This is a genomic window from Roseobacter sp. (assembly GCF_045106495.1).
GTDB lineage: Bacteria > Pseudomonadota > Alphaproteobacteria > Rhodobacterales > Rhodobacteraceae > Roseobacter.
The window spans coordinates 269,437-295,777 of the sequence record NZ_JBGCEQ010000010.1; the positions used below are offsets into that span (position 1 = coordinate 269,437).

24 protein-coding genes are annotated in these 26,341 nt (G+C 55.8%); 13 read left to right on the forward strand and 11 right to left on the reverse strand.

Annotation, left to right across the window (positions count from 1 at the left end; all coding sequences use genetic code 11):
* Positions 1-79: 79 nt before the first annotated feature.
* From AB8B75_RS08285 to AB8B75_RS08315, 7 genes are all read left to right on the forward strand, one after another.
* On the forward strand, positions 80-1,153 hold the full coding sequence (locus AB8B75_RS08285; protein WP_405361340.1) for an ABC transporter permease: 1,074 nt from the start codon (positions 80-82) through the stop codon (positions 1,151-1,153).
* 5 nt (positions 1,154-1,158) lie between these two features.
* Complete coding sequence (locus AB8B75_RS08290) at positions 1,159-2,829, forward strand: ABC transporter ATP-binding protein (RefSeq protein WP_405361341.1); 1,671 nt, start codon at positions 1,159-1,161, stop codon at positions 2,827-2,829.
* A 4-nt stretch (positions 2,830-2,833) separates the two neighbouring features.
* Positions 2,834-5,272, forward strand: a complete 2,439-nt coding sequence (gene nirB, locus AB8B75_RS08295) for a nitrite reductase large subunit NirB (RefSeq protein ID WP_405361343.1) — start codon at positions 2,834-2,836, stop codon at positions 5,270-5,272.
* Entirely contained in the window at positions 5,269-5,604 is a 336-nt protein-coding gene (gene nirD / locus AB8B75_RS08300; protein ID WP_405361345.1) for a nitrite reductase small subunit NirD, read from the forward strand. The genes nirB and nirD overlap by 4 nt, the downstream gene beginning before the upstream one ends.
* The gene (locus AB8B75_RS08305; protein ID WP_405361347.1) at positions 5,601-8,174 is read left to right on the forward strand and encodes a molybdopterin-dependent oxidoreductase; all 2,574 of its coding nucleotides are present in this window, start codon (positions 5,601-5,603) and stop codon (positions 8,172-8,174) included. Before nirD ends, AB8B75_RS08305 begins: the two co-directional genes overlap by 4 nt.
* 61 nt (positions 8,175-8,235) lie before the next feature.
* A complete protein-coding gene (gene cysG, locus AB8B75_RS08310; protein ID WP_405361349.1) occupies positions 8,236-9,660 on the forward strand; it encodes a siroheme synthase CysG in 1,425 nt (474 codons plus the stop codon).
* A 170-nt stretch (positions 9,661-9,830) separates the two neighbouring features.
* Positions 9,831-10,508, forward strand: coding sequence for a hypothetical protein (locus tag AB8B75_RS08315; RefSeq protein WP_405361403.1), 678 nt, complete (start codon positions 9,831-9,833; stop codon positions 10,506-10,508).
* On the opposite strand, the gene AB8B75_RS08320 is transcribed toward AB8B75_RS08315, so the two are convergent.
* Positions 10,509-10,907 carry a c-type cytochrome gene (locus AB8B75_RS08320; RefSeq protein ID WP_405361351.1) on the reverse strand — a complete coding sequence of 133 codons (399 nt, stop codon included), beginning with the start codon at positions 10,905-10,907 and terminating at the stop codon, positions 10,509-10,511.
* Positions 10,908-11,029: 122 nt separating this feature from the next.
* On the opposite strand from AB8B75_RS08320, the gene AB8B75_RS08325 reads away from it, so the two are divergent.
* Entirely contained in the window at positions 11,030-11,464 is a 435-nt protein-coding gene (locus tag AB8B75_RS08325) for a DMT family transporter (protein WP_405361353.1), read from the forward strand.
* Here AB8B75_RS08325 and AB8B75_RS08330 read toward each other — a convergent pair.
* The 5 genes from AB8B75_RS08330 to proS all read right to left on the reverse strand — a co-directional run bounded on the left by AB8B75_RS08330 (position 11,461) and on the right by proS (position 16,490).
* Complete coding sequence (locus tag AB8B75_RS08330) at positions 11,461-12,444, reverse strand: Ldh family oxidoreductase (RefSeq protein ID WP_405361355.1); 984 nt, start codon at positions 12,442-12,444, stop codon at positions 11,461-11,463. The genes AB8B75_RS08325 and AB8B75_RS08330 overlap by 4 nt on opposite strands.
* Positions 12,445-12,516: 72 nt before the next feature.
* Positions 12,517-13,200, reverse strand: coding sequence for an ABC transporter ATP-binding protein (locus tag AB8B75_RS08335; protein ID WP_405361357.1), 684 nt, complete (start codon positions 13,198-13,200; stop codon positions 12,517-12,519).
* The gene (locus tag AB8B75_RS08340; RefSeq protein ID WP_405361358.1) at positions 13,193-14,479 is read right to left on the reverse strand and encodes a lipoprotein-releasing ABC transporter permease subunit; all 1,287 of its coding nucleotides are present in this window, start codon (positions 14,477-14,479) and stop codon (positions 13,193-13,195) included. Before AB8B75_RS08340 ends, AB8B75_RS08335 begins: the two co-directional genes overlap by 8 nt.
* 51 nt (positions 14,480-14,530) lie before the next feature.
* Positions 14,531-15,028, reverse strand: a complete 498-nt coding sequence (locus tag AB8B75_RS08345; RefSeq protein WP_405361359.1) for a DUF2937 family protein — start codon at positions 15,026-15,028, stop codon at positions 14,531-14,533.
* A gap of 106 nt (positions 15,029-15,134) precedes the next feature.
* Positions 15,135-16,490: a proline--tRNA ligase gene (proS, locus tag AB8B75_RS08350; protein WP_405361360.1), complete on the reverse strand. Its 1,356-nt coding sequence runs from the start codon at positions 16,488-16,490 to the stop codon at positions 15,135-15,137.
* Positions 16,491-16,739: 249 nt separating this feature from the next.
* On the opposite strand from proS, the gene AB8B75_RS08355 reads away from it, so the two are divergent.
* The 5 genes from AB8B75_RS08355 (at position 16,740) to AB8B75_RS08375 (ending at position 23,066) form a co-directional block, all read left to right on the forward strand.
* Entirely contained in the window at positions 16,740-17,255 is a 516-nt protein-coding gene (locus tag AB8B75_RS08355) for a fasciclin domain-containing protein (protein ID WP_405361361.1), read from the forward strand.
* Positions 17,256-17,431: 176 nt separating this feature from the next.
* Positions 17,432-18,499 carry an AI-2E family transporter gene (locus AB8B75_RS08360; RefSeq protein ID WP_405361363.1) on the forward strand — a complete coding sequence of 356 codons (1,068 nt, stop codon included), beginning with the start codon at positions 17,432-17,434 and terminating at the stop codon, positions 18,497-18,499.
* Position 18,500: 1 nt separating this feature from the next.
* Positions 18,501-19,175 carry a chromosomal replication initiator DnaA gene (locus tag AB8B75_RS08365; RefSeq protein ID WP_405361364.1) on the forward strand — a complete coding sequence of 225 codons (675 nt, stop codon included), beginning with the start codon at positions 18,501-18,503 and terminating at the stop codon, positions 19,173-19,175.
* A gap of 41 nt (positions 19,176-19,216) precedes the next feature.
* Entirely contained in the window at positions 19,217-21,391 is a 2,175-nt protein-coding gene (locus tag AB8B75_RS08370; RefSeq protein ID WP_405361365.1) for an RNA degradosome polyphosphate kinase, read from the forward strand.
* Between the two features lie 94 nt (positions 21,392-21,485).
* Complete coding sequence (locus tag AB8B75_RS08375) at positions 21,486-23,066, forward strand: Ppx/GppA family phosphatase (protein WP_405361366.1); 1,581 nt, start codon at positions 21,486-21,488, stop codon at positions 23,064-23,066.
* Here the strand turns inward: AB8B75_RS08375 and AB8B75_RS08380 are convergent.
* The 5 genes from AB8B75_RS08380 to AB8B75_RS08400 are packed head-to-tail and all read right to left on the reverse strand — an operon-like array spanning position 23,063 to position 26,244.
* On the reverse strand, positions 23,063-23,383 hold the full coding sequence (locus AB8B75_RS08380; protein WP_405361405.1) for a hypothetical protein: 321 nt from the start codon (positions 23,381-23,383) through the stop codon (positions 23,063-23,065). The two genes, AB8B75_RS08375 and AB8B75_RS08380, sit on opposite strands and share 4 nt — an antisense overlap.
* A 37-nt stretch (positions 23,384-23,420) precedes the next feature.
* Positions 23,421-24,425: an endonuclease/exonuclease/phosphatase family protein gene (locus AB8B75_RS08385; RefSeq protein ID WP_405361367.1), complete on the reverse strand. Its 1,005-nt coding sequence runs from the start codon at positions 24,423-24,425 to the stop codon at positions 23,421-23,423.
* A complete protein-coding gene (locus AB8B75_RS08390; protein ID WP_405361369.1) occupies positions 24,425-25,105 on the reverse strand; it encodes a TerB family tellurite resistance protein in 681 nt (226 codons plus the stop codon). Before AB8B75_RS08390 ends, AB8B75_RS08385 begins: the two co-directional genes overlap by 1 nt.
* Positions 25,106-25,156: 51 nt before the next feature.
* On the reverse strand, positions 25,157-25,636 hold the full coding sequence (locus tag AB8B75_RS08395) for a GNAT family N-acetyltransferase (RefSeq protein ID WP_405361370.1): 480 nt from the start codon (positions 25,634-25,636) through the stop codon (positions 25,157-25,159).
* A complete protein-coding gene (locus AB8B75_RS08400) occupies positions 25,633-26,244 on the reverse strand; it encodes a VOC family protein (protein ID WP_405361372.1) in 612 nt (203 codons plus the stop codon). The genes AB8B75_RS08395 and AB8B75_RS08400 overlap by 4 nt, the downstream gene beginning before the upstream one ends.
* Positions 26,245-26,341: the final 97 nt, after the last annotated feature.

Sequence of the window (26,341 nt, forward strand, 5' to 3'; positions counted from 1 at the left end):
GCATAGTCCCACCCGGCGCCTTGATGCGCGGGGTGGATTTTTTCCAATTCCGTTCCATTCCGAACACAGGATCCTTGATATGTCCGTTACCGACCCCGATACGTTGAGTTCTGAAGCGCGTCGCGCCAGACTTTTCACCCGCATCAACAAAGCAGACGGGTGGTTCCAGGTCTTGGGATTGTCGTGGATGACGCCCATCTTGAAGGCTGTGGCGGGAGACAACCCCAAAGCTCAGTTCAGCGAGATTTGGCGTCTTCTGGGCGTGCCCATTCTCGCCATTCTGATCTTTCTGGTGGCATGGGGAACGCTTGCACCCAAAGTGCAAACTTCACTAGGCGCTGTGCCTGGTCCAGTCCAGGTATGGGAGCAGGTTGGCAATTTGCACAACGACGCGATCCGCGAGCGCGAAAAAGAAGCCGCCTTCTACGAGCGTCAGGAAACACGCAACGAAAAGCTGATCGCCGAGGGTAAAGAGGACAAGGTCAAGCAGCGCACATATACGGGCAAGCCCACCTATTATCAGCAAATATGGACCTCGATCAAAACCGTGTTCTTTGGTTTTGTCATCGCTTCCTTTATTGCCATTCCGTTGGGCATCACAGCCGGCTTATCGCAAACAGCAAATGCTGCGCTGAACCCTTTGATTCAAATTTTTAAACCTGTCTCCCCACTGGCCTGGTTGCCGATTGTGACCATGGTGGTGTCTGCCGCCTATGCCAGCAATGATGGGATGTTCTCAAAATCCTTCCTGATTTCGGCCATCACCGTCACGTTGTGTTCGCTTTGGCCAACGCTGATCAATACAGCACTTGGCGTAAGCAGTATCGACAAGGACCTTATCTCCGTGTCCCGCGTGCTCAAAATGAACACCTGGACCAAGATCACGAAACTGGTGCTGCCTTCCGCCTTGCCCTTGATTTTCACTGGTCTGCGTTTGTCGTTGGGTGTCGGTTGGATGGTGTTGATTGCAGCAGAGATGCTGGCACAGAACCCGGGTCTCGGCAAATTCGTCTGGGATGAGTTTCAGAACGGTTCATCACAATCTCTGGCCAAGATCATGGTGGCTGTTTTCACCATCGGGATCATCGGCTTTTTACTGGACAGGGTGATGTATGCCTTGCAGTCCATGTTCACCTTTTCGGCCAACCGGTGAGTGGCATGAGCATTCTTTCCATCAAACACGTGAACAAGGGCTTCGGCGTTGGAACACACCGCGCGGAAGTTCTCAAGAACATAAACCTCGAGGTGAAAGAGGGCGAATTCGTCGCCATCCTCGGTTTTTCCGGAACTGGAAAATCCACCCTGATGAACCTCATCGCCGGGTTGGAAACGCCCGACAGTGGGTCACTGACCTTCAAGGGGGCGCCGATCACCGAACCGGGGCCGGAACGCGGGCTGATCTTTCAAAGCTATTCACTGATGCCATGGCTGAGTGTGGGTGGGAACGTAGGTCTGGCCGTGGACGCGGTTTTTCCGAAACTCACCAAAGCGGAGAGACAGCAGAAAATCCTCCACTACGTAAGCATGGTTGGCCTCTCACATGCCATCAGCCGCCGCCCTGCGGAACTGTCTGGCGGTATGCGACAACGGGTGGCGGTGGCGCGGGCTCTGGCCATGAACCCCGAAATGCTACTGCTGGATGAGCCGCTGTCGGCACTTGATGCATTGACGCGTGCCAATCTCGCAGACGAAATCCTCGACATCTGGGAGCAAGACAAAAAGACCTGCATCCTGATCACAAATGACGTGGATGAAGCCATTCTTCTAGCCGATCGCATCGTACCACTGAACCCGGACGGCACCCTGGCGGCCCCCATCAACGTGAATATCCCGCGTCCACGCGACCGCATCCGCATGAACAATGATGCGACGTTCAAGAAGCTGCGCAGTGATGTGACCACATATTTGATGGATGTGGGGATTGCAGCCAAAGTGGCCGAAAGCAAAACGCTGCCCAATGTGACTCCGATCCATGGGGTTCCCAAAGCCGTGGCCGAGGTACAAAAAGGCGCTATCGAAGACCGGTTTTTGAATTTCTCCCAACTTCACAAAGTCTACCCAACCCCAAAAGGGCCCCTGACCGTCGTCGAAGATTTCGATCTCAAGATCAACAAAGGCGAGTTCGTCTCCCTGATCGGGCATTCCGGCTGTGGAAAATCCACGGTGTTGACCATGGCAGCCGGGTTGAACCCGATCTCCAAAGGCGCAATCCGATTGGACGGTTGGAACGTGGAGGGCGCAGATCCCGAACGCGCTGTTGTCTTCCAATCCCCCAACCTCTTTCCCTGGCTGACCGCCAAGGAAAATGTCGCGATTGGGGTTGATAAGGTCTACCCAAAAGCCAGCCAGGCGGAACGGCAGGATGTGATCGAGTATTACCTCGAACGTGTCGGCCTGGCGGACAGCATGGACAAGGGCGCCGCCAGCCTCTCCAACGGTATGAAGCAACGCGTGGGTATCGCGCGCGCCTTTGCCCTGTCTCCCAAACTGCTCTTGCTTGATGAGCCCTTTGGCATGCTTGACAGCCTCACCCGCTGGGAGCTGCAAGAAGTGTTGATGGAGGTCTGGTCGCGCACAAAAGTGACGGCGATCTGCGTCACTCATGATGTTGATGAGGCTATCCTTTTGGCGGACCGCGTTGTCATGATGACCAATGGGCCGCGTGCCACGATCGGGAAGATCACGGATGTAAAACTGCCCCGTCCGCGCACTCGCAAGGCCTTGTTGGAGCATCCTGACTACTACACTTACCGCCAACAAGTTCTCGATTTTCTTGAAGAATATGAGCATGGCGCCACCCCAAAGCCCAAAGCCATCGCAGCGGAGTAATAAGATGAAACAGAAGCTTATTGTCATCGGCGCCGGCATGGCGACGGGACGTGTGCTGGAACACCTGCGTGAGGCAAACCCCGACGCCTATGATGTGACCGTTTTTAACGCCGAACCCCGTGGCAACTACAACCGGATCATGCTTTCACCCGTTTTGGCCGGCGACAAAACCTATGCTGAAATCGAAACGCATTCGGATGAATGGTATGAACAAAATGCCATCACTTGCCGGTTTGGCGAAAAAGTTTCGCATATCGACCCTGCCACAAAAACCGTGACGGCCGCGAATGGGGATGTGCTGACCTATGAGAAGCTGCTGCTGGGCACCGGGTCTACACCCTTCATGATTCCCTTACCGGGTCACGATCTGGAAGGGGTGATCGCCTATCGCGATCTCGAAGATACCGAGCGGATGATGGCCCTCAGTTCAGGCGACCGATGCGTCGTCATCGGTGGCGGTCTCCTCGGTCTGGAAGCGGCGGCTGGCATGGCCGCCCGCGGTGTTGATGTTACCGTCGTGCACATCATGGGTCACCTGATGGAACGACAACTGGACGAGGCGGCCAGCTATCTGTTGCGCAAAGCACTGTTGGATAAGGGCATTGTCATCAAATGCTCTGCCAACTCCAAGGAAATTCTCGGCGAAAACGGCCATGTTCGCGCCTTGTTGCTGGATGACGGCACAGAACTGCCCTGTGACTTGCTGGTCATGGCGGTGGGCATTCGCCCCAATGTGGCGCTGGCTCAAAATGCAGGCCTCGCCGTTGGGCGCGGCATTCACGTCGATGATCAGATGATCACTTCGGATGCCAACATTCTGGCCGTGGGAGAGTGTGTCGAGCACAATGGCGCGGTATTTGGCCTTGTGGCCCCCTTGTACGATCAGGCCAAGGTGGTCGCCAAAACGCTGCTGGGCGAAGACGCTTGCTTTGTGCAGAAAGAATTGTCGACCAAGTTGAAAGTGACCGGTTGCGATCTTTTCAGCGCAGGGGATTTTGCCGACGGTGACGGGCGCGAAGATATTGTGTTTCGCGATCCTGCACGGGGCGTGTACCGCCGGTTGATTATTGAAAACAACATTATAATCGGCGCTGTGATGTATGGTGACACCGCAGACAGCAACTGGTTCTTTGGGCTGATCAAGGACAAGACCGACATTGCCGAGATGCGCGATACGTTGATCTTCGGACCAGCTTATCAAGGGGGTGCCCCCCTGGACCCGTTAGCGGCCGTTGCAGCCTTACCGCGTGATGCGGAGATCTGTGGCTGCAACGGCATTTGCAAAGGACAGATCGAAGACGCCATCGCCGCCGGTGCCGCGGACCTGGGCGCAGTCAGGGCCACTACAAAGGCGTCAGCCTCTTGCGGCACCTGCACCGGGTTGGTGGAGCAGGTTCTGGCCGTCTCCTTGGGCGATGATTTCGTTTTGCCAGCCGCGCAATCGATCTGCGCCTGTACAGAGATGACCCATGAAGACGTGCGCCGGATGATCAAATCTCGCGGGTTGAAGTCAATGCCAGCTGTCTGGCAGGAATGCGGATGGAAAACGTCTTGCGGATGCCATGTCTGCCGCCCCGCGCTCAACTTTTACCTTCTGGCAGATTGGCCACTGGAATATCGTGATGATCCGCAAAGCCGGTTTATCAACGAGCGCAAGCACGCCAATATCCAAAAAGACGGAACTTTCAGTGTCGTGCCTCGCATGTGGGGCGGGATTACGACGCCCTCCGAATTGCGCGCCATCGCCGATGCCGCAGATAAATACATGGTGCCAACGGTCAAGGTCACAGGCGGGCAACGCATCGATTTACTGGGCGTACGTGGCGAAGATCTGCCCGACATCTGGGCCGATCTGAACGCGGCGGGCATGGTGTCAGGGCACGCCTATTCCAAAGGTCTGCGCACCGTGAAAACATGCGTAGGAACAGACCATTGCCGGTTTGGAACCCAGGACAGCACCGGTTTTGGCATTAAACTCGAAAAAGAACTTTGGGGCTCCTGGACACCACACAAGCTGAAGCTTGCCGTTTCCGGTTGCCCGCGCAACTGCGCGGAAGCTACCTGCAAGGATATTGGCGTCGTCTGTGTCGACAGCGGGTATCAGGTGTCGATTGGCGGCGCTGCCGGCATGGATGTCAAGGAAACCGAGTTTCTTGTACAAGTGGGAACAGAAGAAGAGGCCATCAACGTGATCAAGGCCGTCACCCAGTTGTATCGAGAAAACGCCAAATACCTCGATCGGATCTACAAATGGATGAACAAGGTAGGCCTTGAGTGGATCAAGGCGCGCGTGGTCGACGACTTGCAGGAACGTGCGGCTTTGGTGGCGCGGTTCGAACTCAGCCAGAGCATCTACTGCAAAGACCCGTGGGCGGAACATTCAAGCCAGAAAGCAGGCGACTACCAGCCTTTGGCAAACCTGACTTTGGAGGCAGCAGAATGAGCACTTGGATCGACATCGCAGCGCTGGAAGACGTTCCTCTGAGGGGGGCCCGCGTGGTCAAAACAGGCTTTGGCTGCATTGCGGTTTTTCGAACAGGTGCAAACAGTGTCCATGCACTCAACAATACCTGCCCCCATAAGTCGGGACCCTTGGCCGAGGGGATCGTTCACGGCAAGTCAGTGACTTGCCCGCTGCACAATTGGGTAATCTCCCTGGAAACCGGTGAGGCACAGGGCCAAGACGAGGGCCGTGTGGCGACCTACCCCGCGCGGGTTGAGGCAGGACGCATTTTGCTGGATCGTTCGGTTTTGCAGGCACGCGTGGCAGCATGACACTGACGAAGACCACCTGCCCTTATTGCGGCGTTGGCTGCGGTGTTTTGGCCGGCTCAGATGGCACCATCAAAGGAGATCCCGATCATCCGGCCAATTTCGGACGTCTGTGTTCCAAAGGGTCCGCTTTAGGAGAGACTATTGATCTGACCGGTCGTCTTTTGCATCCGAAAGTCGATGGCAAGCGTGCGGATTGGGATCACGCCCTGGACTGCGTCGCCGAACGTTTCCAAACCGCCATCAGAGACCACGGACCTGACAGTGTGGCATTCTATGTGTCGGGCCAATTGCTAACCGAAGACTACTACGTGGCCAATAAACTCATGAAGGGCTTCATCGGCTCCGCTAACATCGACACCAATTCGCGCCTTTGCATGGCATCATCCGTAGCCGGTCACAAACGCGCCTTTGGTTCTGATACGGTGCCCGGCACCTATCGTGACCTCGAAGAGGCGGATTTGATCGTATTGGTCGGGTCCAATTTGGCTTGGTGCCACCCCGTCTTGCACCAACGCATCGCTGCGGCCAAGCAGGCCCGCCCTGGCATGCACATTGTCAACATCGACCCGCGGCGGACAGCGACTTCTGATCTGGCGGATACGCATCTGCAAATCACACCCGATGGCGATGTGGCGCTGTTCAACGGTTTGCTATCTCATCTGGTGGACGCTGGTACTGTTGATCTGGCTTATGTGCATGACCATGTTTCCGGATGCCGGGGAGCAGTTGAAGCCGCGCGCCAGTCTGAACCTTGTGACAGCGGTCTCGCGTCAACGGAGCTTTTGCAGTTTTATCAGCTCTGGGCCAACACGCCCAAGGTCGTCACCGTCTATTCGCAAGGCGTAAACCAATCAAACTGCGGCACCGACAAGGTGAATGCGATCCTGAACTGCCATCTGGCCACGGGTCGCATCGGCAAACCGGGCTGCGGCCCTTTTTCGGTCACCGGCCAGCCTAACGCAATGGGCGGGCGCGAGGTCGGAGGGTTAGCCAATATGCTGGCCAACCATTTGGACATCGATAATCTTGCACATCGCAAAGTGGTTCAGGACTTTTGGGCATGCCCCAATATTTGCACATCACCTGGCCTCAAAGCGGTTGATCTCTTCAAGGCCTGCGCTGAGGGTCAGATCAAGGCGCTGTGGGTGATGTCAACCAATCCCGCTGTATCCATGCCCGACGCAGACGGTGTCGCCAAATCCATCGAAAACGTGCCTTTCGTTGTGGTTTCTGACGTCATGGAGCGAACAGATACCTGTGATCTGGCCGACGTGTGCCTACCTGCCACCGCTTGGGGTGAAAAAGACGGCACCGTGACCAATTCAGAGCGCTGCATTTCACGCCAACGTGCCTTTTTGCTCGCCCCGGGCTCTGCGCGTCCTGACTGGCAGATTATTTGTGATGTAGCCGCGCGCATGGGCTTTTCCGATGCCTTTGCTTATCGAAAACCGGCAGATGTATTCGCGGAATACGTCGCTCTGGATGCCGCGGCTCCCCAACCGCGTGATCTGGACTTGAGCATTTTCAGCGATGCGGACTACGCCAATCTTGTTCCGACTCAATGGCCCCGAAATGATCATCGTTTCTTTGCAAACGGTCGCTTCTTTCACGAAGACGGCAAGGCCCGGATGATCCCGACTGCAGTGACTTCCAAACTGCACCCTAAGCTCACCCTGAATACCGGGCGCATTCGCGATCAGTGGCACACCATGACGCGGACCGGCAAATCACCCCGTCTCGGAGCGCATTTGGCGGAACCTTATCTGGAAATCCATGCGGAAGACGCCAATGCGCTTGATGTGATCGCCGGTAGCCTGATCCTGGTCGACACTCTTTATGGCACAGCCATACTCCGCGCCTTGGTGACGGACCGCGTAGCACCCGGTCAACTCTTCGCGCCGATGCATTGGACACGCCAAACCGCGGCAAACGGGACCATCAACAGCCTGACCGCGCCGGTCACGGATCCTTTGTCCGGCCAACCCGCGCTGAAGTCCAATTCGGTAACGATCTCCCTCTATGAACCCCGGTGGTATGGGTTTCTGTCCACAGCTAGAGAGCTGCGCCCGCAGACACCATATGCGGCCATCGCACGCACGGCCACGGGCTGGCAGGCTGAGCTTGCAGACATGGAATTGCCCGAGGATTGGGCGGCTGAAGCGCGCCTGTTGGCGGGATTGCCAGACACACATGCGTCTGTGCACCAAGACGCATCCACAGGCACAGTACGGGTGGCCTTGTGCGCGGGCGAGATTATCCAAGCCTTGTTCTTTGCATCACCCTCACCAGTGGCACTGTCGAGATCTGCCGCGATTGCGCACGTCGGCACAAATACTGCACCTCTCGTCGCCCTTGCGGGACGCACCGCAGCCGATCAACCGGACCCCGGCGCCACAGTCTGTGCCTGCTTCGGCGTCGGCAAAAACACGCTTTTGACTGCCATTGCCAAGGGTGCCAATACGGTCGAGGCTTTGGGAGATCAAACCTGCGCAGGTACAAATTGCGGGTCGTGTAAGCCGGAACTGGCCAGCTTGATCGAAGATGTGCGATTGCCGATGGCGGCGGAATGATGATTTTACCTCGCGTGCATCTCCTAGGTCGACCAACTCTCAAAATAGAAAGCCGGATCCTATGAAGACCTTTCCAATGTTCCTGCAAATGTCCGGCCGGCGCGTTGTGATTGCCGGTGGCGGCGAACAGGCCGCACAAAAAACCCGGTTGATTCTCAAGACCGAGGCCGAAATTCACCTTCTCGCCGACACTCTGGATGAGGAACTTGCCGCATTGGCACGGGAAGGCAAGATCGCACAAAGGCGCGGGCCTATCTCAGCTGAGGCCTTTGCCGACACTGCACTGGTTTTTGTCGCAACCGGGTGCCCGGGAGCCGATGCAGCCCTGCACGCCTTGGCAAAGGCGGCAAGCGCCACAGTAAACGTTGTCGACCAGCCGCATCTTTGTGATGCCATCACGCCCTCTATTGTCGATCGTGACCCGGTTGTCGTGGCCATAGGTACAGAAGGCACCGCGCCTTTTTTGGCGCGCCAGATCAAAACGCGAATGGAACAACTCCTCGAACCCCGATTGGGCGATCTTGCGGCACTTGCCGGGCGGTTGCGCGGAGCTGCAGCGGCTCGTCTGGCACAACGTCAGCGGCGAGACCTGTGGCGTTGGGTGTTCAATGAAACGCCGCGACACACCCATGCTCGTGGGGCGCAGCGCGAGGCAGCACAATTGATCAAATCGGCCATACAGACCGGCGAATTCGGTGCGACATCTGACGGCAGCGTCGCCCTTGTCGGCGCAGGTCCCGGCTCGAAGGATCTAATCACCCTGAGGGGCGTCCAACGTCTTCAGGAAGCGGATGTCATTTTTTACGACCGGCTTGTGGACCCCGATGTTCTGGAACTAGCGCGGCGCGACGCCGAACGCGTTTTTGTAGGAAAAGCCCCTGGTTGCCACAGCTGGCCACAAGACAAGATCACATCCATGCTGGTCTCGGCAGCGCGGCGCGGCAAACGTGTGGTGCGATTGAAATCTGGCGATCCCGGAATTTTTGCGCGCAGTTGCGAGGAGTTGTCCGCCCTTGAGGACGCCTGCATACCAGTGGAAATCGTTCCTGGCGTAACGGCAGCCTGCGGCGCGGCTGCAGCCAGCGGTGCGCCGCTCACGGAACGACATGCCATCGACACGTTGGTGTTGACAACAGGACACTTGAGCGACGGTCATCGGGTGCCGGATTGCGTGAAACATTTGCAGCCAGGCACCTGTGTCAGCCTCTACATGGCCGTATCCGCCGCCGCTTCCATTGCCGACCACCTGCGCAACCACCCCAATGTCGATCGAATTTCCATAACAATTGCAGCAAAAGCGCAAACCGAAGACCAAACAATTGCGACGTGCACACCAGAAACACTGACCGCCACGTTGGAACATCATAACATCATCGACGCTGCGACCATATTTCTGCGTTTGCGGAAAACCATAGAAGAGACGCAAAACGCCCCCGATCTGAATGCCACACCGAAATTGGATGTGCGGCATGTACAAGTGATTTGAAGCAGCGTTGCCCGCAGATCAGGAAGGAACCCTTTCTTGCTTGTTGTAATAGGCCGGGCGGGATCACAACGCCGACGCTAAATTGGAAGACGCAGGATTGCGCATAAAACAATGCCGCAAATCGTATGATAAGACTTGATCGTCGGGGCCATTTGAGCCCCACTGCCGCTATGCGATTTGTCTTAGCCTCCCTCATGTTGCTGGTTGCTTGTGGGCGCCCTCTCACACCTAATGAAACAGCTTTTATGCAAACCATTCACGGTGGCACTTTGGACGCGAGCAAAGTACGGATTGTGGATGGAGCTCCAACGCGGGCTGTCACTTTCGAGCGCAAACCCCGTCCCCGTACCACATGTCGCGCGCGCATTCTGCCTCCCATCAAGTCGGAAGTCGTGACCTCAAAACCCGCCGCTGTCGCCGTTTACAATCACATTCTTTTTGACCGCGATTGGTATCTTGACGATTACCTACCGGATTACCCCGATCAGATCGGGCTCGTCTCTGCCATGCTGTTTGCCCATGAGATGCTGCATGTTTGGCAATGGCAAAACCGAAAACTGACGGGCTATACGCCGCTGCGTGCAGCGTTTGAACATGGTGGTGCAGGCGATCCCTACTTGTTTGACCTGAACACAGCACCTCAGTTCAACAACTTCGGCTATGAACAGCAGGGCGCCATCATGGAGGAATTTGTGTGTTGTCGCGCGTTGGATCCAACCGCACCACGAACACAGCGCCTGCATGACCTGATTTCCCAAGTGATGCCGGTGGCGCCGCTTCCCCAAGCCCGGGAATTTTCAGTTGGATTGCCTTGGGAAGGCGTTGAAATCAATGGAATTTGCGATTGATCACGGGCGTTGCAGTGTCGACAGATAGGTTAAAAGCGCGGCCAGTTGTTCGGTGGTACGCGCGCGCTCTCGATCAATTCGAACACGTTTCTTCCGTTTGCCCTGCAGATCGGAAAAACCCGCCATTTGACGGCCCCTCATGCCTCCGTCTGCATAACCTTCTAGTGTTTCCAGCGTTGTGTAGACCGGAAAAGCACCGCCATTTCTTTGACTTAGGCCAGTCAGATCAGGTGGCGTTTTGCTCAGGCCATAGACACCGGCGCCACCGCCGCCCTGAGCGTCCCCACCATGGCAAACCGCGCAATTTTCCGTATACAACATCCCCCCACGGCGCAGATCGTCTTGCCCAATACCGCCGCAGCCTGCGACCAGTGCAGCGCTCAACATAGTTACCAACAAGAAACGGATCACCTTTGTACCTCGCGATATATGTTGTGCGGCGTCGCGCGACTGGGCTTGCCGAGCGCGCCTGACGAAGCCATGGTTGCGCTCAATGACACTACCCTAAAGGAGAATTATGAATGGCCCATTACGCAGGTATTATGTTGCTGGCCGGGATTGGCATTCCCTTGCTGGCCGCCTTGAATGCGGCATTGGGCATCCGCATCGGGTCACCGGCTGCTGCCGCAACTGTGCTTTTTGTAGTGGCCTTTGCAACCTGTGCCGTGGTGATGTTGCTAACCGGCACGCAGGCCTTGGCAAAGCTTTCAACGGCACCGCGACATCTCTTTTTTGGGGGAGTTCTGGTTGCTTTTTACGTGCTGACCATAACCTATATCGCGCCGAGTTTCGGGGTCGGCAATGCTGTTTTTTTTGTGTTGCTCGGGCAGCTAGTCAGCACCGCTGCTATTGACCACTTTGGACTTTTTGGTGCGAAAGTGACGCCTTTGGATGCAACCCGTGGCATCGGCATCGCCCTCATGAGTGCCGGAGTTTTTGTCACGCAGAAAGCTTAGGCGCCCTCAGCCAGTTGTAAAAGCCGTGTCCATGTTCGGTCGTCGACTTCAACCTCTTCACGCATTTGCCGGTGTTGACCCGGCAGTCGCGCACCCGCGTCTTGTGTGGCTGCCGTTTGCAACGCCATCACATGCGCGTCGAAAACAGATGATGCACCTGGGTCGATCAAAATGTAAAACTGGCCCAAATCATGCGGTGGCCCGTCCGGAGCCTTGAGAGGCTTCACGTTTTTCGACAAGACCGACCCGGTCATCCCAGCCGCCAAGATTTCAGCCATCAAGCCGAAACCCCAGCCCTTGTGCCCGCCGACGGATACCAGTGAGCCTAGCAAAGCTGCGTCTGGGTCCGTTGTGGGTTGACCCTTGGCATCCAAAGCCCATCCCAGCGGTATTTTATGTCCCATCGTTTTGGCCATCGTGATTTTGCCCAAGGCTACCGCGGTGGTGGACTGATCAAAATGCATGGCTATTTCACCGCTCGCCTTGGGCACCGAAAACGCGATAGGGTTGGTCCCGATGATGCGGCTTTTGCCACCTGGGGCCGCAACAATCGGCGATGCATTGGTAAAGCCAATGCCAATACACCCTTCGCGCGCGATTTGCTCCGTGAAATACCCCAACGAGGTGCATGTATGGGCATGCCCGATGGCAAGGGTGGCCGTGCCAAATTGCTGGGCGGCTTCCAACGCGGGTGTCAGGCCATGCGCAAATGCAGGCTGTGCAAAACCAAACCCCGCATCGACATGGATCGTCGCAGGCCGAGGATGTGTGACAACCGGTTTCACATCGCCCTTCACGCGCCCCGATTTTAACTGCAAGCAATAACTTTCGACGTAATATAGGCCACAGATTTTGTTACCGTAGCCTTCGGCAGCACGTACCGCGCGCGCGACTTCTGATGCGGCAAATGGGTCCGCGCCATGTTCCAGGAGTGCCTTGTTGGTGAGTTGTTCAATCTCGTCGAGCGCGTGATGGGACATGCGTAAAATTCCAATTCCTGACGGTCTATTCGTGAGTCAAAACCCGGCCTGCCGTCAAGCATTGCAGTCGGACTAGACGGATGCCAGTTTGCCATCCGCAAGGCGGATTTGACGATCCATGCGGGCGGCAAGCTCCAGATTGTGTGTTGCGATCAACGCAGAAAGCCCAGTTTCGCGCACCAGTTCCAAAAGCGTCTCGAATACCTGGTCCGATGTACCAGAGTCCAGATTGCCGGTCGGTTCATCGGCCAGTAACAGCTTCGGTTGATTGGCAAGCGCGCGGCAAAAAGCGACACGCTGTTGTTCGCCCCCAGACAGCGCCGCCGGTCGGTGCGCTGTCCGCGCGCCCACGCCAACGCGTTCCAAAAGGTCTTGCGCGCGCGCCTGTGCTTCGGAACGTGGCACGCCGTTTGCCAACTGCGGCAGCGAAATATTTTCCAGCGCAGTAAATTCAGGCAGCAGGTGGTGAAACTGATAGATGAACCCCACTTCAGCACGGCGCATATGTGTGCGCTTGCTGTCTGAGAGATGGGTCATATCTTGCCCGGCTATGGAAACAGTGCCGTTATCTGCAGTGTCCAAAAGACCGGCTATATGCAGAAGCGTGGACTTTCCGGCACCTGAAGGCGCAACCAAAGCAACGATCTCGCCTTTTTCCACAGTGAGATCGATGCCGTGAAGTACGTTAACCTCACTCGGCAAGCCGCGGTTATAGGATTTCGCGATCCCGGTAAGCGCCAGCATGGGTTCACTCATACCGCAGCGCCTCGACCGGGTTCATGCGCGCGGCCCGGCGGGCTGGAAAAATCGTTACAACAAAGGAAAGGCCCAAGGACAGTACCACTGCAGACAGAACGTCGTTCAAATGCAATTCTGCTGGCAGCGCATAGATCCCGCGAATGGAAGGGTCCCACACCCCGCCACCCATCATGACATTCACAAAGCTGAAAATTGGATCAATGTAGAGCGCAAAGAGCGACCCTAAAATGACGCCAAACAGAGTGCCCAAAATACCTGTGAATGCCCCACAGATGAAAAAGACCCGCATGACCGACCCTTGCGTCAACCCCATGGTGCGCAATATGCCAATGTCCCGGCCTTTGTTTTTGACCAGCATGATCAGACCGGACACAATGTTCATTGCGGCGATCAACACAAGGATTGACAGGATGATGAACATCACGTTGTCCTCCACTTCCAGAGCCCTGAGAAACCCTCCGGATGCGTCCTGCCAAGTCCAGATTTGCGCGCGCTCACCTGCAGCCTGCAGGAGCGTCGGAGTCATGGCGTGTACCTTTTCGGGCAAATCAACCATCACCTCGATCTCGTCGGCCACACCTTCGCGGTTAAAGAAGGATTGCGCCTCTGAAAAGGGGAGGTAAGCGCGGGTCTGGTCGATGTCATATCGCCCGGCGCTGAATATATAGGTGACGTCATAGGCACTCACCCGAGGGGAGGTACCAAAAGCGGTTTTGACGCCGTTGGGGGAGATCAGCTTTACCTTGTCACCCAAACCAATACCCAACGTGCGTGCGACACCGGACCCGATGGCGATCCCGGCGTCGAAATCGCCGATATTTCCCCGCGCGGTGTCAGGATTTGCAATACGAGGCAGCGTTGCGAGGTCTTCCGCCAGGATACCGTAGACTTCAACACCGGCGTTGCGACTTTGGAAAGCGGCCATGACCTGCCCGCGCACCAGCGGAGCCGTCCGCACCACGCCCGGAACAGTTGCAAGTCGTTCTGCCAGCGCCGTGTAATCCGCGATCGTTCTATCCACCGTGCCAGCCTCAGAGACAATGCCTAGAGAGTAAACCGTAGCATGCGCGTTTGACCCGAGTATTGTATCAACGAATTCAGCCCTGAAACCCGAACGCACCGCCAGCGTCGCAATCAAGGCGAAAACTGCCAGCGTAATTCCGATCAGACTGATCCACGTCATGACACTGACCCCACCTTCAGCGCGTCGCGCGCGTAAAAAGCGCCAGGCGATCATCCATTCAAAAGGGGCAAAAGGGGGGGGCGCTTTGGTCATGAAATTCCTGGTCTCAAGATGCGCGCAACCTGAGGCTTTGCTGTCACAGGGTCAAGCGGGCAATGACCTGCGCCGAAACGGCAGACGCAAAATCGCCAAGAGCAGATGGAAGCCGGTAACCGCCACGCCGAAACCGAAGGCGGCAAAGAGCAAGGTTGAGAAGTTCAAAGGGAAGGCCGGCTGAAAGGCCTGCCAGGCACGGGTGGCGATCTCGGCATCTGTCAGACGGCCGACATGATAAGCCCGCATAAAGGGCCCCTGCCCGGCAAGTGTTGCAAAATCCGATTGCAGTGTTTCATAACGCTGGATCGCGCGGGTCATGTCAGCCCGCCGTCGCTCTACAAACGCGCCACCTTGCATTTGCGCCAACGCAGCTTGTCGGGTCAGCCCTTCCGCTTGGGCGGAAGCATCGAAATCGGCGACAACCTGCTGCAAAGCGTCCACGGCACCGCCAAGACGCTGCAAATACTGCTGAGAATACGCCGGGAACTGCGCGGCCCCAAAGCCGCCAGCCAGTCCTGCGGTCAGCGTCATGGCGCGAAGTATCATCGCGACCCTCCTGCTTGCCCCCAGGCAGCACGTCGCAAAATCTATCAGAACTCAGTGCCGTGGCAAAGCCCTAGATATAGGTGAGAAACGACCGCTGGCCCATCATCTATACATGTTCAGAGCTGCTGAGCCCATTGTAGATGTCCGCGATCTTTTTCGCTGCCTGTTCGGGGGGCATTTCTTCACTTTCACCTGTGCGCCTGCTGGTTACCTCAACAACACCTTGCTTGAGACCGCGCGGCCCCACCGTAATTCGCCATGGCAATCCAATCAGGTCCATGGTTGCAAACTTTCCACCCGCCCGTTCTTTGCGGTCGTCGTAGAGCGGTTCAAGACCCAAGGCCTGAAGGCTGGCATATAGGCTTTCGCAAGCGGCATCGGCCTCGGCGTCACCCTGCTTCAAATTCACGATGCCGCAATGAAATGGCGTCACACCTTCGGGCCAGATAATGCCCTTGTCATCATGGCTGGCTTCGATGATAGCACCAACAAGGCGGCTGACACCGATCCCATGGCTGCCCATGTGCACAGGCACCGGCTTGCCATCCGGTCCCTGCACCGTTGCCCCCATGGCATCGGAATACTTGGTGCCAAAATAGAAAATCTGCCCCACTTCAATTCCGCGTGCCGTGCGACGGCGCTCTTCCGGGATCTGCTCGAATAGCGCTGGGTCATGGGTCTCGTCCGTACGCGCATACTTTGATGTAAATTCCTCAAGGACACCGGCACATTGTTCCACACTATCGTAATCAATGTGGCGGTCGCCAAACGTAAGATCGGTAACGGCGCCGTCGTAGAACACTTCAGACTCGCCCGTTTCCGCCAGTACCAGAAACTCATGCGTGTCGTCCCCACCAATGGGCCCGGAATCCGCGCGCATCGGGATCGCCTGAAGGCCCATCCTCTCGTAGGTACGCAGATAGCTTACCAGATGCCTGTTGTACGCATGCATGGCGTCTTCTTTGGTAAGATCAAAGTTGTACCCGTCCTTCATGAAGAACTCGCGCCCGCGCATCACACCAAAACGCGGACGCATCTCATCGCGGAACTTCCATTGGATATGGTAAAGCGTCAGCGGCAAGTCCTTGTAGCTGCCAACATGCGCCCGAAAAATATCCGTGATCATCTCTTCGTTGGTCGGACCATAGAGCATGTCCCGATCCTGACGGTCTCGCACACGCAGCATCTCCGGGCCGTAGGCGTCATACCGCCCGCTTTCACGCCACAGATCAGCTGATTGAAGCGTCGGCATCAACATCGCGATGTGGCCAGCGCGCGCCTGTTCTTCATGGACAATGTTCTCAAGCTTGCGCAGCACTTTGAACCCCAGAGGCAACCATGAGTAAATCCCCGCTGAGTTTTGTTTGATCATGCCAGCACGCAGCATCAACCGGTGGCTTACAATCTGTGCCTCGGCCGGGTTTTCACGCAGCACAGGCAGGAAATAGCGGGTCAGGCGCATGGGATGTCCTCTCAAGTCTCAGGTCGCCCCTGATTAGGCGAAAGAACGCAGCCCCGCAATCGTGAAACCGGCACCGGGTCAAAAGCGCCTGACCACGCTCGAAACGCTAGGATATCGGAATTTGAAAATCACGTGTGCAAATATTACACGTTTCTCACAAAGCCGCGAGTCCTCTGATCCATCACAAGTCAGGGCCGTAACCCGAACATGCCAGACAGGCATGAATGATACTGAAAAAAAGGACCAACCATGACATATTTTCGCAAATTCGCAGCCGTTGCCGCAACAGCATTGACCTTAGGATCAACCGCCCAGGCCGCTAACATTGTAGAGATCGCTTCCGGCGACGCGCGTTTCTCCACGCTAGTCGCAGCTGTCTCGGCAGCGGGTCTGGTCGAAACCCTGCAAGGCCCAGGACCTTTCACTGTGTATGCGCCTGTCAACGATGCGTTTGCCGCGCTGCCTGAAGGCACTGTGGAAACCCTCTTGAAACCCGAGAACAAAGACCAACTCACCGACGTGCTGCTCTATCACGTGGATGACCGCAAGCTGACCGCTGAAATGATTCCCAACGGGTCGAACTACTTCAAACCTGTCCTAGCCTCGCAACGGTTGTGCATCAGCAAGAGCGCGGATGGTGTATCGATTGGCGATGGTACTGGCGAGACAGCGACCGTCATTGTCGCCAACATTGAAGCAGACAACGGCGTTATCCATGTGGTTGACAAAGTCCTGTTGCCCGGCACGCGGCCAACCTGTCACTGATCTCATTGAAACCTTGCGCTTGGGCCCCGCGGACGCGGGGCCTTTGTCGTTAAACCGTATTTTGGCAGTTCCTTCGGCCGCTTGATCAAAAACATGCCCCGATGACTATCCTTTATTGACTTGAAACAACCGCTCGCATGAGCGATGTCACTTCTTGTCGAAACACCGGAGTTGTAATGGCACTTCCCGTGCACAAACAGTTGACTTATTGGGGGATCGCCACGGCGATTTTCCTCATAGTGCTGTGGTCCTTGGGGCATGTGTTGTTGCCGTTTATCCTAGGTGGCGCCATCGCGTATTTCCTAGACCCAGTCGCAGACAAGCTTGAACGGTTGGGACTAAGTCGCGTTGCTGCAACTGGTGTGATCACAGTCGCTGGCCTTTTCATTTTTGTAACAATGGCCTTACTGGTCATTCCGACGCTGACAAATCAGGCTTTGGCCCTGTTCAATGTGGCACCTGAATACGCCAAAAGCATCAGCGCCTTTGTCACCGAGCGCTTTCCTTCCTTGCTGGATGCCAGCTCGACGCTGCGTCAATCCATCGACTCGGTTGGTGAAACCATCAAAAGTCGCGGTGCCGAGCTTCTGGACACAGCACTGGGGTCGGTGGCTTCGATCCTGAATGTTGTTGTTTTGATCGTTATCGTCCCCGTGGTTTCGGTTTATTTGCTTTTGGATTGGGACAATATGGTCGAACGCATCGACGATCTATTGCCGCGAGATCACGCGCATATCATCCGGCAGCTGGCGCGCGAAATTGACGGCACTCTCTCTTCGTTTATTCGCGGCATGGGAACTGTTTGCCTGATCCTAGGCACATATTACGCCGTAGCATTGATGATTGTTGGTCTGCAATTTGGTCTGGTCGTCGGCTTCATCGCCGGGCTGGTGACATTCATTCCTTATCTCGGTGCTCTGATTGGAGGGGCTCTTGCCATCGGGCTGGCCTTGTTCCAGTTCTGGGGCGACTGGTTTTCGATTGGATTGGTCGCGGGAATTTTCGTGATTGGCCAGGTGGTAGAAGGCAATGTTCTGACGCCCAAACTGGTTGGTAGCTCCGTCGGCCTCCACCCGGTCTGGCTCATCCTGGCACTCTCTGTTTTTGGCGCTCTGTTTGGATTTGTCGGTATGCTTGTGGCCGTGCCTGTGGCGGCGGCAATAGGCGTGGTCACGCGTTTCGCCGTGGGACAGTACAAACATTCGCTGCTCTACCGAGGCCTCTCGGGACGAGACGAGGACTAATATGACCGAACAACTGGGGTTAGATTTGCCCAGCGTTCCAGCTTTGGGGCGCGCTGATTTTCTGATCGCGCCGTCAAATGCTGTCGCTCTGGCCATGATTGAAAACACACAGATTGATAAACTAGTTCTCACCGGTCCTGATGGGTCCGGAAAAACACATCTGGCCCATGTCTGGGGGCAAATCCGCGGCGCAAAGATCCTGCCCGCGACTGACATCACCGAAGACATGGTGCCCGATCTGGCAAGGGGTTCGATTGCGATCGAAGATGTTCCCGGCATCGCTGAAGATCCTGCCGCGCAAACCGCACTTTTTCACCTGCATAATCTCTTGCTGGCGGAGGGCCACGCACTTTTACTGACGGGCCGACCGGTAGTGCGAGACTGGGGGTTGAGCCTGCCGGATTTGTCCAGTCGGATCTCTGCAGCTCCGGCGGTTGCGCTGAACGCACCCGATGACACTTTGCTATCGGCGGTTCTTGCCAAACTATTTGCTGATCGCCAGCTGACGCCCAAAGCCGATCTGATCCCCTATTTGATCCGGCGCATGGACCGCTCCTTTGCCGCAGCAGGGGAACTGGTCGCCCGGCTGGATAAAGCATCACTGGCACAAAAACGCCCGCTGTCACGGACACTTGCCGCTGGTGTGCTGGACAAGGACGACACCAGCACGCCATAGTTGTCACATAACTTTCACACTGAATGCTCTACAAGGCCTGCATGACCCAAGCCGATTTTCTAGCCTCCGATTTTCCCGAAGCAGCAGAAATGCCCGATCTGGATGCGGGCGGTCCTGAGCGTTTCTTCAACCGCGAACTCAGCTGGCTTGGGTTCAACTGGCGCGTTGTGCAAGAAGCCGAAAACCCGCGCGTTCCGATGCTTGAACGGCTTCGGTTTCTGTCCATTTCGGCATCCAACCTTGACGAATTCTACACGGTGCGCGTCGCAGGACTGCGCGAACTTTCCCATGCCGGCAATACCACACCGGCAGCGGACGGGCTGAGTCCTGCAGAACAGCTTTTGTTGATTGACGAAAACGCCCGACAATTGCTGGAAACCCAGCAGCGTGTTTTGGTGTCTTTGCTCAAAGAACTGGAAGGGGAAGGGATTTTTGTACTGCGCTGCGCCGATCTGACTGCGGCGGACCGAAAGTACCTTCAGGACGTATTCCTGACGCAGGTTTTCGCGGTTTTGTCGCCGCTTGCCATTGATCCCGCGCATCCATTCCCCTTTATCCCGAACACTGGCTATGCGCTTGCGTTGCAACTGGAACGCACCTCGGACAAGCGCCCCTTGCAAGCCCTTTTGCCTATACCGGCGCAAATTGACCGCTTTGTTGCTTTGCCCGCAAAAGATGGTCAAAGCCGTTTTTTACCCCTCGAAGAACTACTGGTGCTGAACATCGCCGGTCTCTTTCCTGGATATAAGCTCAAGGCGCATTTCGAATTCCGGGTCCTCAGAGACAGTGACCTCGAAGTCGAAGAAGAAGCCGAAGACCTTGTGCGCGAATTTGAAGTGGCTCTGAAACGTCGCCGCCGCGGTGAAGTTGTCCGTTTGACGCATTCTGCTGACGCACCAGCAATGCTCAAATCCGTTGTCATGGAAGAACTAGGTGTTGATCAGGAAGAAGTCATTCAGATCGACGGTATGATCGGAGCATCAGATCTCAAAGAACTGGTTTTGGACAGCCGACCCGATCTCTTGTGGCCAATGTTCACCCCCCGCGTGCCAGAACGCGTTTCGGACTACGATGGCGATATGCTGGCCGCGATCCGAAACAAGGACATGCTGTTGCATCACCCTTATGAGACCTTCGACATGGTTGTGCGGTTTTTGCAGCAAGCTGCGCGCGACCCGAAGGTTGTTGCGATCAAACAGACCCTGTACCGCACGTCGCGTGACAGCCCCATTGTCGAGGCGCTCTGCGAGGCTGCAGAAGACGGCAAATCGGTCACCGCTCTTGTAGAGTTAAAAGCGCGCTTTGATGAAGCCGCAAATATTCGCCAGTCGCGCAGGCTGGAACGCGCGGGTGCGCACGTGGTCTATGGCTTTCTGGATCTCAAAACCCATGCAAAAATATCCACTGTTGTACGTCGCGAAGGCAATCAGCTGATCACCTACACGCACTATGGTACCGGCAACTACCATCCGATTACGGCGCGCATATATACCGACCTGTCACTCTTTACCTGCGATCAACGGTTGGGCCGAGATGCCACCAAGGTGTTCAACTATCTTTCAGGCTATGCGCTTCCGGATGGTCTGGACAATTTGGCAATCTCACCCACTACACTCAAACCGCGCCTTCTGGAACTGATCGCGGCTGAAGCGGATCATGCTCGCAACGGCAAGCCTGCTGTCCTCTGGGCGAAAATGAATTCCCTGATCGACAGCGAAGTCATCGACGCGCTCTATGCGGCCAGCCAGGCCGGTGTGAAGATCAGCCTCGTGATCCGGGGCATTTGTGGGTTGCGGCCTGGCATCAAGGGGCTCAGCGACAACATTCGCGTCAAATCCATCGTTGGCCGCTTTCTGGAACACTCGCGCATCGTCTGCTTCGGCAATGGTCACGGCCTGCCGCACAAAAAAGCACGCGTTTTCATATCATCGGCCGACTGGATGGGACGCAACCTGAACCGACGCGTTGAAACGCTAGTCGAGATTGAAAATCCAACCGTCAAAGCCCAGATTGTTGGCCAGATCATGGCCGCTAATCTGGCTGATGTCGCTCAAAGCTGGGTCATGGGAGCGGATGGGTTTTTTAATCGCCCACCTCTGCAGGAAGGCACATTCGCGTTCAACTGCCACCGATTTTTCATGGAAAACCCCTCGCTTTCTGGGCGTGGGTCCGCCGGGGCCTCCGATGTACCCAAACTGACCCACACCGAAGACTAACCCCTTGCGTCAAAAACGACGCAGGGGCGGCTGAGAATGTTGACCCATGCGAATTTATTGAACAGGGTAAGCCTGCAATATTCCGGATGTCTGCATGACCGAAACAAGCGAACGAACCGCACGCGCACTCGTGCAAACAGAACCGGTGGATATGGGGTTGTTTGGCCGACCGCTTTTCGAGGACCCAAAAGCGCGCGCCCTGTCGCGCGTCGGTGTGGTGGATGTTGGGTCGAACTCCGTGCGTTTGGTGGTTTTTGATGGCGCGGCGCGGTCGCCCGCCTACTTCTACAATGAAAAGATCATGTGTGCGCTGGGGGCGGGCTTGTCGGAAAGCGGTGTTCTAAACCCACAGGGCCGGGTAAGGGCGCTCAATGCCTTGCGCCGTTTTCAACATCTTGCCCAGGGAATGGGTTTGCGGGAACTGACCATCGTGGCAACTGCCGCTGTTCGAGATGCCAGCGACGGCCCAGATTTTCAAGCCGAGGTAAAACGCGAAACCGGGCTACGCATCTGGGTCATCGACGGCAAGGCAGAGGCGCGTCTTTCGGCACAGGGTGTTCTACTCGGTTGGCCCGGCTCGTACGGGCTGGTCTGCGACATTGGCGGCTCCTCGATGGAACTTGCTGAAATATCTGACGGGCGTGTCGGCAGGCGCGAGACATCTTCATTAGGCCCGTTGAAATTGCGTGAAGTTAAGGGCGGCAAAAAGGGGCGTGACGCGCATATCAAAAAAACAATGGCCGATCTTGAAGCAGCCATGGGCAAACAACGCGACCGACTGTTTCTTGTCGGTGGCTCTTGGCGGGCCATCGCGCGCGTTGATATGTATAGACGCAGTTATCCCCTGCATGTTTTGCATGAATATCGCATGACCGTGCGCAGCATCAGCGAGACAGTCAAATTCATTCAGAAGGCCGATCTGGAAGAGTTGCGAAGTGCCTGTGGTATTTCCTCCGCGCGGATGAGCCTTGTTCCATTGGCTGCCGAGGTTCTGAGCCGGTTGGTGAAAACTTTTCGACCCAAGGACATTGCAATTTCCAGTTATGGTATTCGCGAAGGTATGCTTTATGAGCAGATGCCGCAGCGCCTGCGTGACCGGGATCCTCTGATCGAATCTTGCAGGTTTGCCGAGGCGAAGGATGCGCGACTGCCAGGTTTCGGCAAATCACTCTATGAATTCCTTCACCCGATTTTCAAATCCACGCCACCCGCGCGCCGACGACTGATCAAAGCGGCTTGCCTGTTGCATGATGTCAGCTGGCGCGCGCACCCTGATTACCGCGCTGAAACATGTTTTGACAACGCGACACGGGCCAATCTGGGCGGTTTGAAACATACCGAAAGGGTGTTTTTGGGGTTGGCGTTATTGCACCGATATTCCAACAAACGCGAAGGCACGCGTTTTGAAGATCTTTGTGAATTGATTGATGAAAAGGCACAACGCGAAGCAGAAATATTGGGTAAAGCCATGCGTTTCGGTGCCATGCTCTGGATGACAAAAGATGCGGAGCGCGGTGTAATACGTTGGTTTTCAAAGAAAAAACAGCTCCACCTTTTGCTTACACCTGACATGGTTCCGCTTTTTGGGGAGGTCGCCGAGGCACGGCTGATGTCACTTGCATCGTCCCTTGGAGCCCAGGTCGAGGTCAAAAAAATACGCTCTGCGCGCAATTAAAGATCGATCTGAGGTAGGTTTTCTTCTGGCAATTCGCTTTCTGGCTTACGGCGGATGATAATATCGCCATTCTCCAGTATTTCGGGCGTTTCATAAACGGACCAGTCATCAATTTGGCCCATCAAATCGGTCAGTGCGGGCCCCATTTCCTCCATGAAACCCCGCATGCTGTCGAAAGCCGGCTCCATTTCCAGCAGCAGCCCTTCAAAAAACTGCCGCATCCCCTGTTCCATCATAGACGGCGGATCTTCGTCCTGTGCCGCCAAGGGCAGCGCAGCAATATGCAGAGTTAGAATGGCAACCAACAAGTAGCGCATGTCCACAATGTAGCCCCGATCGCACGATTCTTCGAGATCAGATGTCTAAATCTATCGTGACCGGGAAATGATCAGACGCTGCGACTAAAGCGTCGCGTAGCTGCGCATTTGCCCAGCATTCTGGATCATCCAATGGGTGCCATATGCGCCAGACAGAGCCTCGTGTCCTGAGGTCAGGAGAAACCATGATATAGTCCAAAAGCGCTTGTAGATATCGTTTTTCAGGCCTGATCCAAAAACGGGCAGATGTCGGCGCCACGCCAAACCGTGTGTTCAGTGCCCGGTCCGCGTGCGGATCATACAAGTTACCTGCCTGCCCTTTCATGACAATCTCAACGGAGGATCGCCCAAAAAGATCTTCGAACTCATCCAGTCCCGGCCCGTCATTGAGATCGCCCATCACCATAAGTGAGGTGCCTTGCAACAAATGCTGGTCTATCCGAGCACGCAGCCAGATTGCCTGAGCCAACTGTTTGCGCCTGTTGGCAATGGCCAGTTTCATGGCGTGCGCTTCATTGCGTGCTCCATGCGGTGCCTTGGATTTCAAATGAGCGCCGATCAGATGAAGGCTTGTCCCGGATTTGGTCGTAACCTGCAATTCCAGTGGCGGCTTGGAGAACATTACCTGATCACGCGTGGCGTCGATGTCCAAATCGATCTCAAATTTTCCGTCAAAACGCGGTACGTCTGTTGTCCCAGCCTGCGGTGCATGTTTCGCCGATATGACATCGGGATCATAGAGTAGAGCAATTTCCTGTTGCGTGTCATTCATAAAGCCCATGATCGCCTCACGCGCGCGCATCCCGAAATGGGCGGCGAAGTTTTCCAAGGCGGGCACTGTCTTACGCTTGCCGTTTGTATCCGGCGCCTCGACGATCAGGATGGCGTCTGCGTTCATTGCGCCGAAAACAACGCCCAATGCTTCGGCCTGTTCTCTTTTGGTTACTTTGTAGCGCGCCGACCAGTTGCCGGTCATTTCCAGCTGGTTTTGATCGTCAAACAGATTGGCGAACCACTCGACATTATATGTCGCCAAACGCATCAATGAGCCGCAACGGAAATCTCGTCCCAGGCACGATTGATGTCGGCCATTCGCTTTTGCGCCAATTGCATGGCTTCCTGCGGAACACCGCGCGCCATCATGACATCGGGATGGTTCTCTCGCACAAGCCTGCGCCATGCTTTGCGAATTTCTGAGTGAGGCATGTCCGCCGTGACACCCAAAACGGCATAGGGGTCCTGGTGCGCATCCGGCGCAAATCGCATCCGCAAACGATTGAACTCTGCTTGAGGCAAATCGAAAATTTCGGTGACACGCTCCAAAAAGGCATCTTCGTTTGGATGATAGAATCCGTCTGCCATGGCGATGTGAAACAGCCCTTCCAGCAGATCAAGCAGTGTTTCAGGCTCACCGGAAAACATGGATTTGATCCGGTCAGCATATTCCTCGAACCCTGCAACATCCTGCCGGGCCAGATTAAAAACCTTGGCCGCGCCTGCTTCATCCTGAGCTGCAATATGAAACACTTCGCGAAAAGCAGTGACTTCGTCACGCGTAACATGACCGTCCGCCTTGGCCATTTTGGCGCCCAGAGCGATGACGGCAATTGCGAAAGCCACTGAGCGTTCCGGCGGGCTGCGCAAGCGGTCGAAAACAGCTGAAAGACTTTCTCCAGCGGCGAGAGCTGACAGCGCTTCTGAGATACGGGACCAAATCGACATGAGTGGATCTTACCTGCTAGCCTTGGCCATGTCAGGGGGCGAAGCGTCGCGTCAAAAGATTTTCTGCATCAGGACAAGGTCTAGCCATTGCCCAAATTTGAAACCCACTTGGGGTAACCGACCGACTTGAGCGTATCCCAACTTCTGATGAAAACCCTGTGCGGCCAGGTTGGTGTGGCTGATCCCTGCGACCATGACATGATGGCCCGACGTCTGCGCCGCTTGTTCGGCAGCACCCAACAATTTACGGCCAATACCCTGCCCGTGATAGGTCCGGGCCACAATCACAGTGTGTTCTGCAGTGTGAGCATACCCAGGACCGGAACGAAACGGGCCGAATGTCGCAAAGCCGACTGTCTGGTCTTCGTCAATTGCAACAAAAAATGCGCCTGATCGTGTGCTGATCATGGTCTCCAACTCGGGAATGGATTTCTCATCCGTCGTGAAGGTCGACAACGTCTCACGGATCATAACGTTCCAAAGTCCTGCGACCGAAGCTGCGTCGTCTGTTATTGCGGGTCGAATGTTCATGTGAGAATGCGAGATCCATGGGGCGTGTCAAACTCGGCAGCGAGCGCAACATCACCTTTGACGTAGCGCAACCTGTCATCGCGCAATTGGCCAGAAATCAGTGCTTGCAAAGCGTCCGCTTTGGGATGAGAAACCGTCAAGCGCCGCAATCTCACCCCGGACGATCTCAACGTGTCGGCAGGATGAAACGGCGTATCCCATTGCATCAACGCCGGCGCGCAATTGTCAAACGGCAGAAGGCCGTCATCGGGCACGGCCATGCGCCAGCGCAAATCTGCACGTTGCAGCGCCACCGACGCACCCATCTTGGCTGGCATATCTGCCAATTGACCGGCAAGGTTCTCTGTTCGGCAAATCCAATTTGTAAGCCGCGGTGCGCCTGAAAAACGATCCAGGTCAAACCATCGCGGCCTTTCGGGTGCGGGAGCTTCAGGGTCAATTGCAATTGCTTCCAGATAAAGACCATCTTCAAGTCCCAACAGCGCATTGTGAGTTGCAAAAAAGTCATGTTGTCCCCCGGCGTTTAACGAAACGCCCAGTTTGTCTTCAACATATGCACGGGCTTCTTCCAGGGTCTCACCCGAAATCGCGAGGTGATCTAGCTCCATCGTTCTCCCCGAACAAAAACCATTTTCACATCCTTGCCCAAGCCCAAAACGCAATTGTGTTGCGCAACGCGGGCGTCAGGTTTGTCCTGCAAAATCC

Bases quoted from the DNA above. Each gene is read 5' to 3' on its own strand.
- AB8B75_RS08340 (WP_405361358.1), bottom strand. From the start codon at position 14,479: ATGACCAAAGCGCCCCCCCCTTTTGCCCCTTTTGAATGGATGATCGCC.
- AB8B75_RS08345 (WP_405361359.1), bottom strand. From the start codon at position 15,028: ATGATACTTCGCGCCATGACGCTGACCGCAGGACTGGCTGGCGGCTTT.
- AB8B75_RS08285 (WP_405361340.1), top strand. From the start codon at position 80: ATGTCCGTTACCGACCCCGATACGTTGAGTTCTGAAGCGCGTCGCGCC.
- proS (WP_405361360.1), bottom strand. From the start codon at position 16,490: ATGCGCCTGACCCGCTATTTCCTGCCTGTGCTGCGTGAAAACCCGGCC.
- AB8B75_RS08315 (WP_405361403.1), top strand. From the start codon at position 9,831: ATGCGATTTGTCTTAGCCTCCCTCATGTTGCTGGTTGCTTGTGGGCGC.
- AB8B75_RS08400 (WP_405361372.1), bottom strand. From the start codon at position 26,244: ATGGAGCTAGATCACCTCGCGATTTCGGGTGAGACCCTGGAAGAAGCC.
- AB8B75_RS08370 (WP_405361365.1), top strand. From the start codon at position 19,217: ATGACCCAAGCCGATTTTCTAGCCTCCGATTTTCCCGAAGCAGCAGAA.
- AB8B75_RS08395 (WP_405361370.1), bottom strand. From the start codon at position 25,636: ATGAACATTCGACCCGCAATAACAGACGACGCAGCTTCGGTCGCAGGA.
- nirB (WP_405361343.1), top strand. From the start codon at position 2,834: ATGAAACAGAAGCTTATTGTCATCGGCGCCGGCATGGCGACGGGACGT.
- AB8B75_RS08365 (WP_405361364.1), top strand. From the start codon at position 18,501: ATGACCGAACAACTGGGGTTAGATTTGCCCAGCGTTCCAGCTTTGGGG.
- AB8B75_RS08325 (WP_405361353.1), top strand. From the start codon at position 11,030: ATGGCCCATTACGCAGGTATTATGTTGCTGGCCGGGATTGGCATTCCC.
- AB8B75_RS08330 (WP_405361355.1), bottom strand. From the start codon at position 12,444: ATGTCCCATCACGCGCTCGACGAGATTGAACAACTCACCAACAAGGCA.
- AB8B75_RS08390 (WP_405361369.1), bottom strand. From the start codon at position 25,105: ATGTCGATTTGGTCCCGTATCTCAGAAGCGCTGTCAGCTCTCGCCGCT.
- AB8B75_RS08375 (WP_405361366.1), top strand. From the start codon at position 21,486: ATGACCGAAACAAGCGAACGAACCGCACGCGCACTCGTGCAAACAGAA.
- nirD (WP_405361345.1), top strand. From the start codon at position 5,269: ATGAGCACTTGGATCGACATCGCAGCGCTGGAAGACGTTCCTCTGAGG.
- AB8B75_RS08380 (WP_405361405.1), bottom strand. From the start codon at position 23,383: ATGCGCTACTTGTTGGTTGCCATTCTAACTCTGCATATTGCTGCGCTG.
- AB8B75_RS08305 (WP_405361347.1), top strand. From the start codon at position 5,601: ATGACACTGACGAAGACCACCTGCCCTTATTGCGGCGTTGGCTGCGGT.
- cysG (WP_405361349.1), top strand. From the start codon at position 8,236: ATGAAGACCTTTCCAATGTTCCTGCAAATGTCCGGCCGGCGCGTTGTG.
- AB8B75_RS08360 (WP_405361363.1), top strand. From the start codon at position 17,432: ATGGCACTTCCCGTGCACAAACAGTTGACTTATTGGGGGATCGCCACG.
- AB8B75_RS08290 (WP_405361341.1), top strand. From the start codon at position 1,159: ATGAGCATTCTTTCCATCAAACACGTGAACAAGGGCTTCGGCGTTGGA.
- AB8B75_RS08355 (WP_405361361.1), top strand. From the start codon at position 16,740: ATGACATATTTTCGCAAATTCGCAGCCGTTGCCGCAACAGCATTGACC.
- AB8B75_RS08385 (WP_405361367.1), bottom strand. From the start codon at position 24,425: ATGCGTTTGGCGACATATAATGTCGAGTGGTTCGCCAATCTGTTTGAC.
- AB8B75_RS08335 (WP_405361357.1), bottom strand. From the start codon at position 13,200: ATGAGTGAACCCATGCTGGCGCTTACCGGGATCGCGAAATCCTATAAC.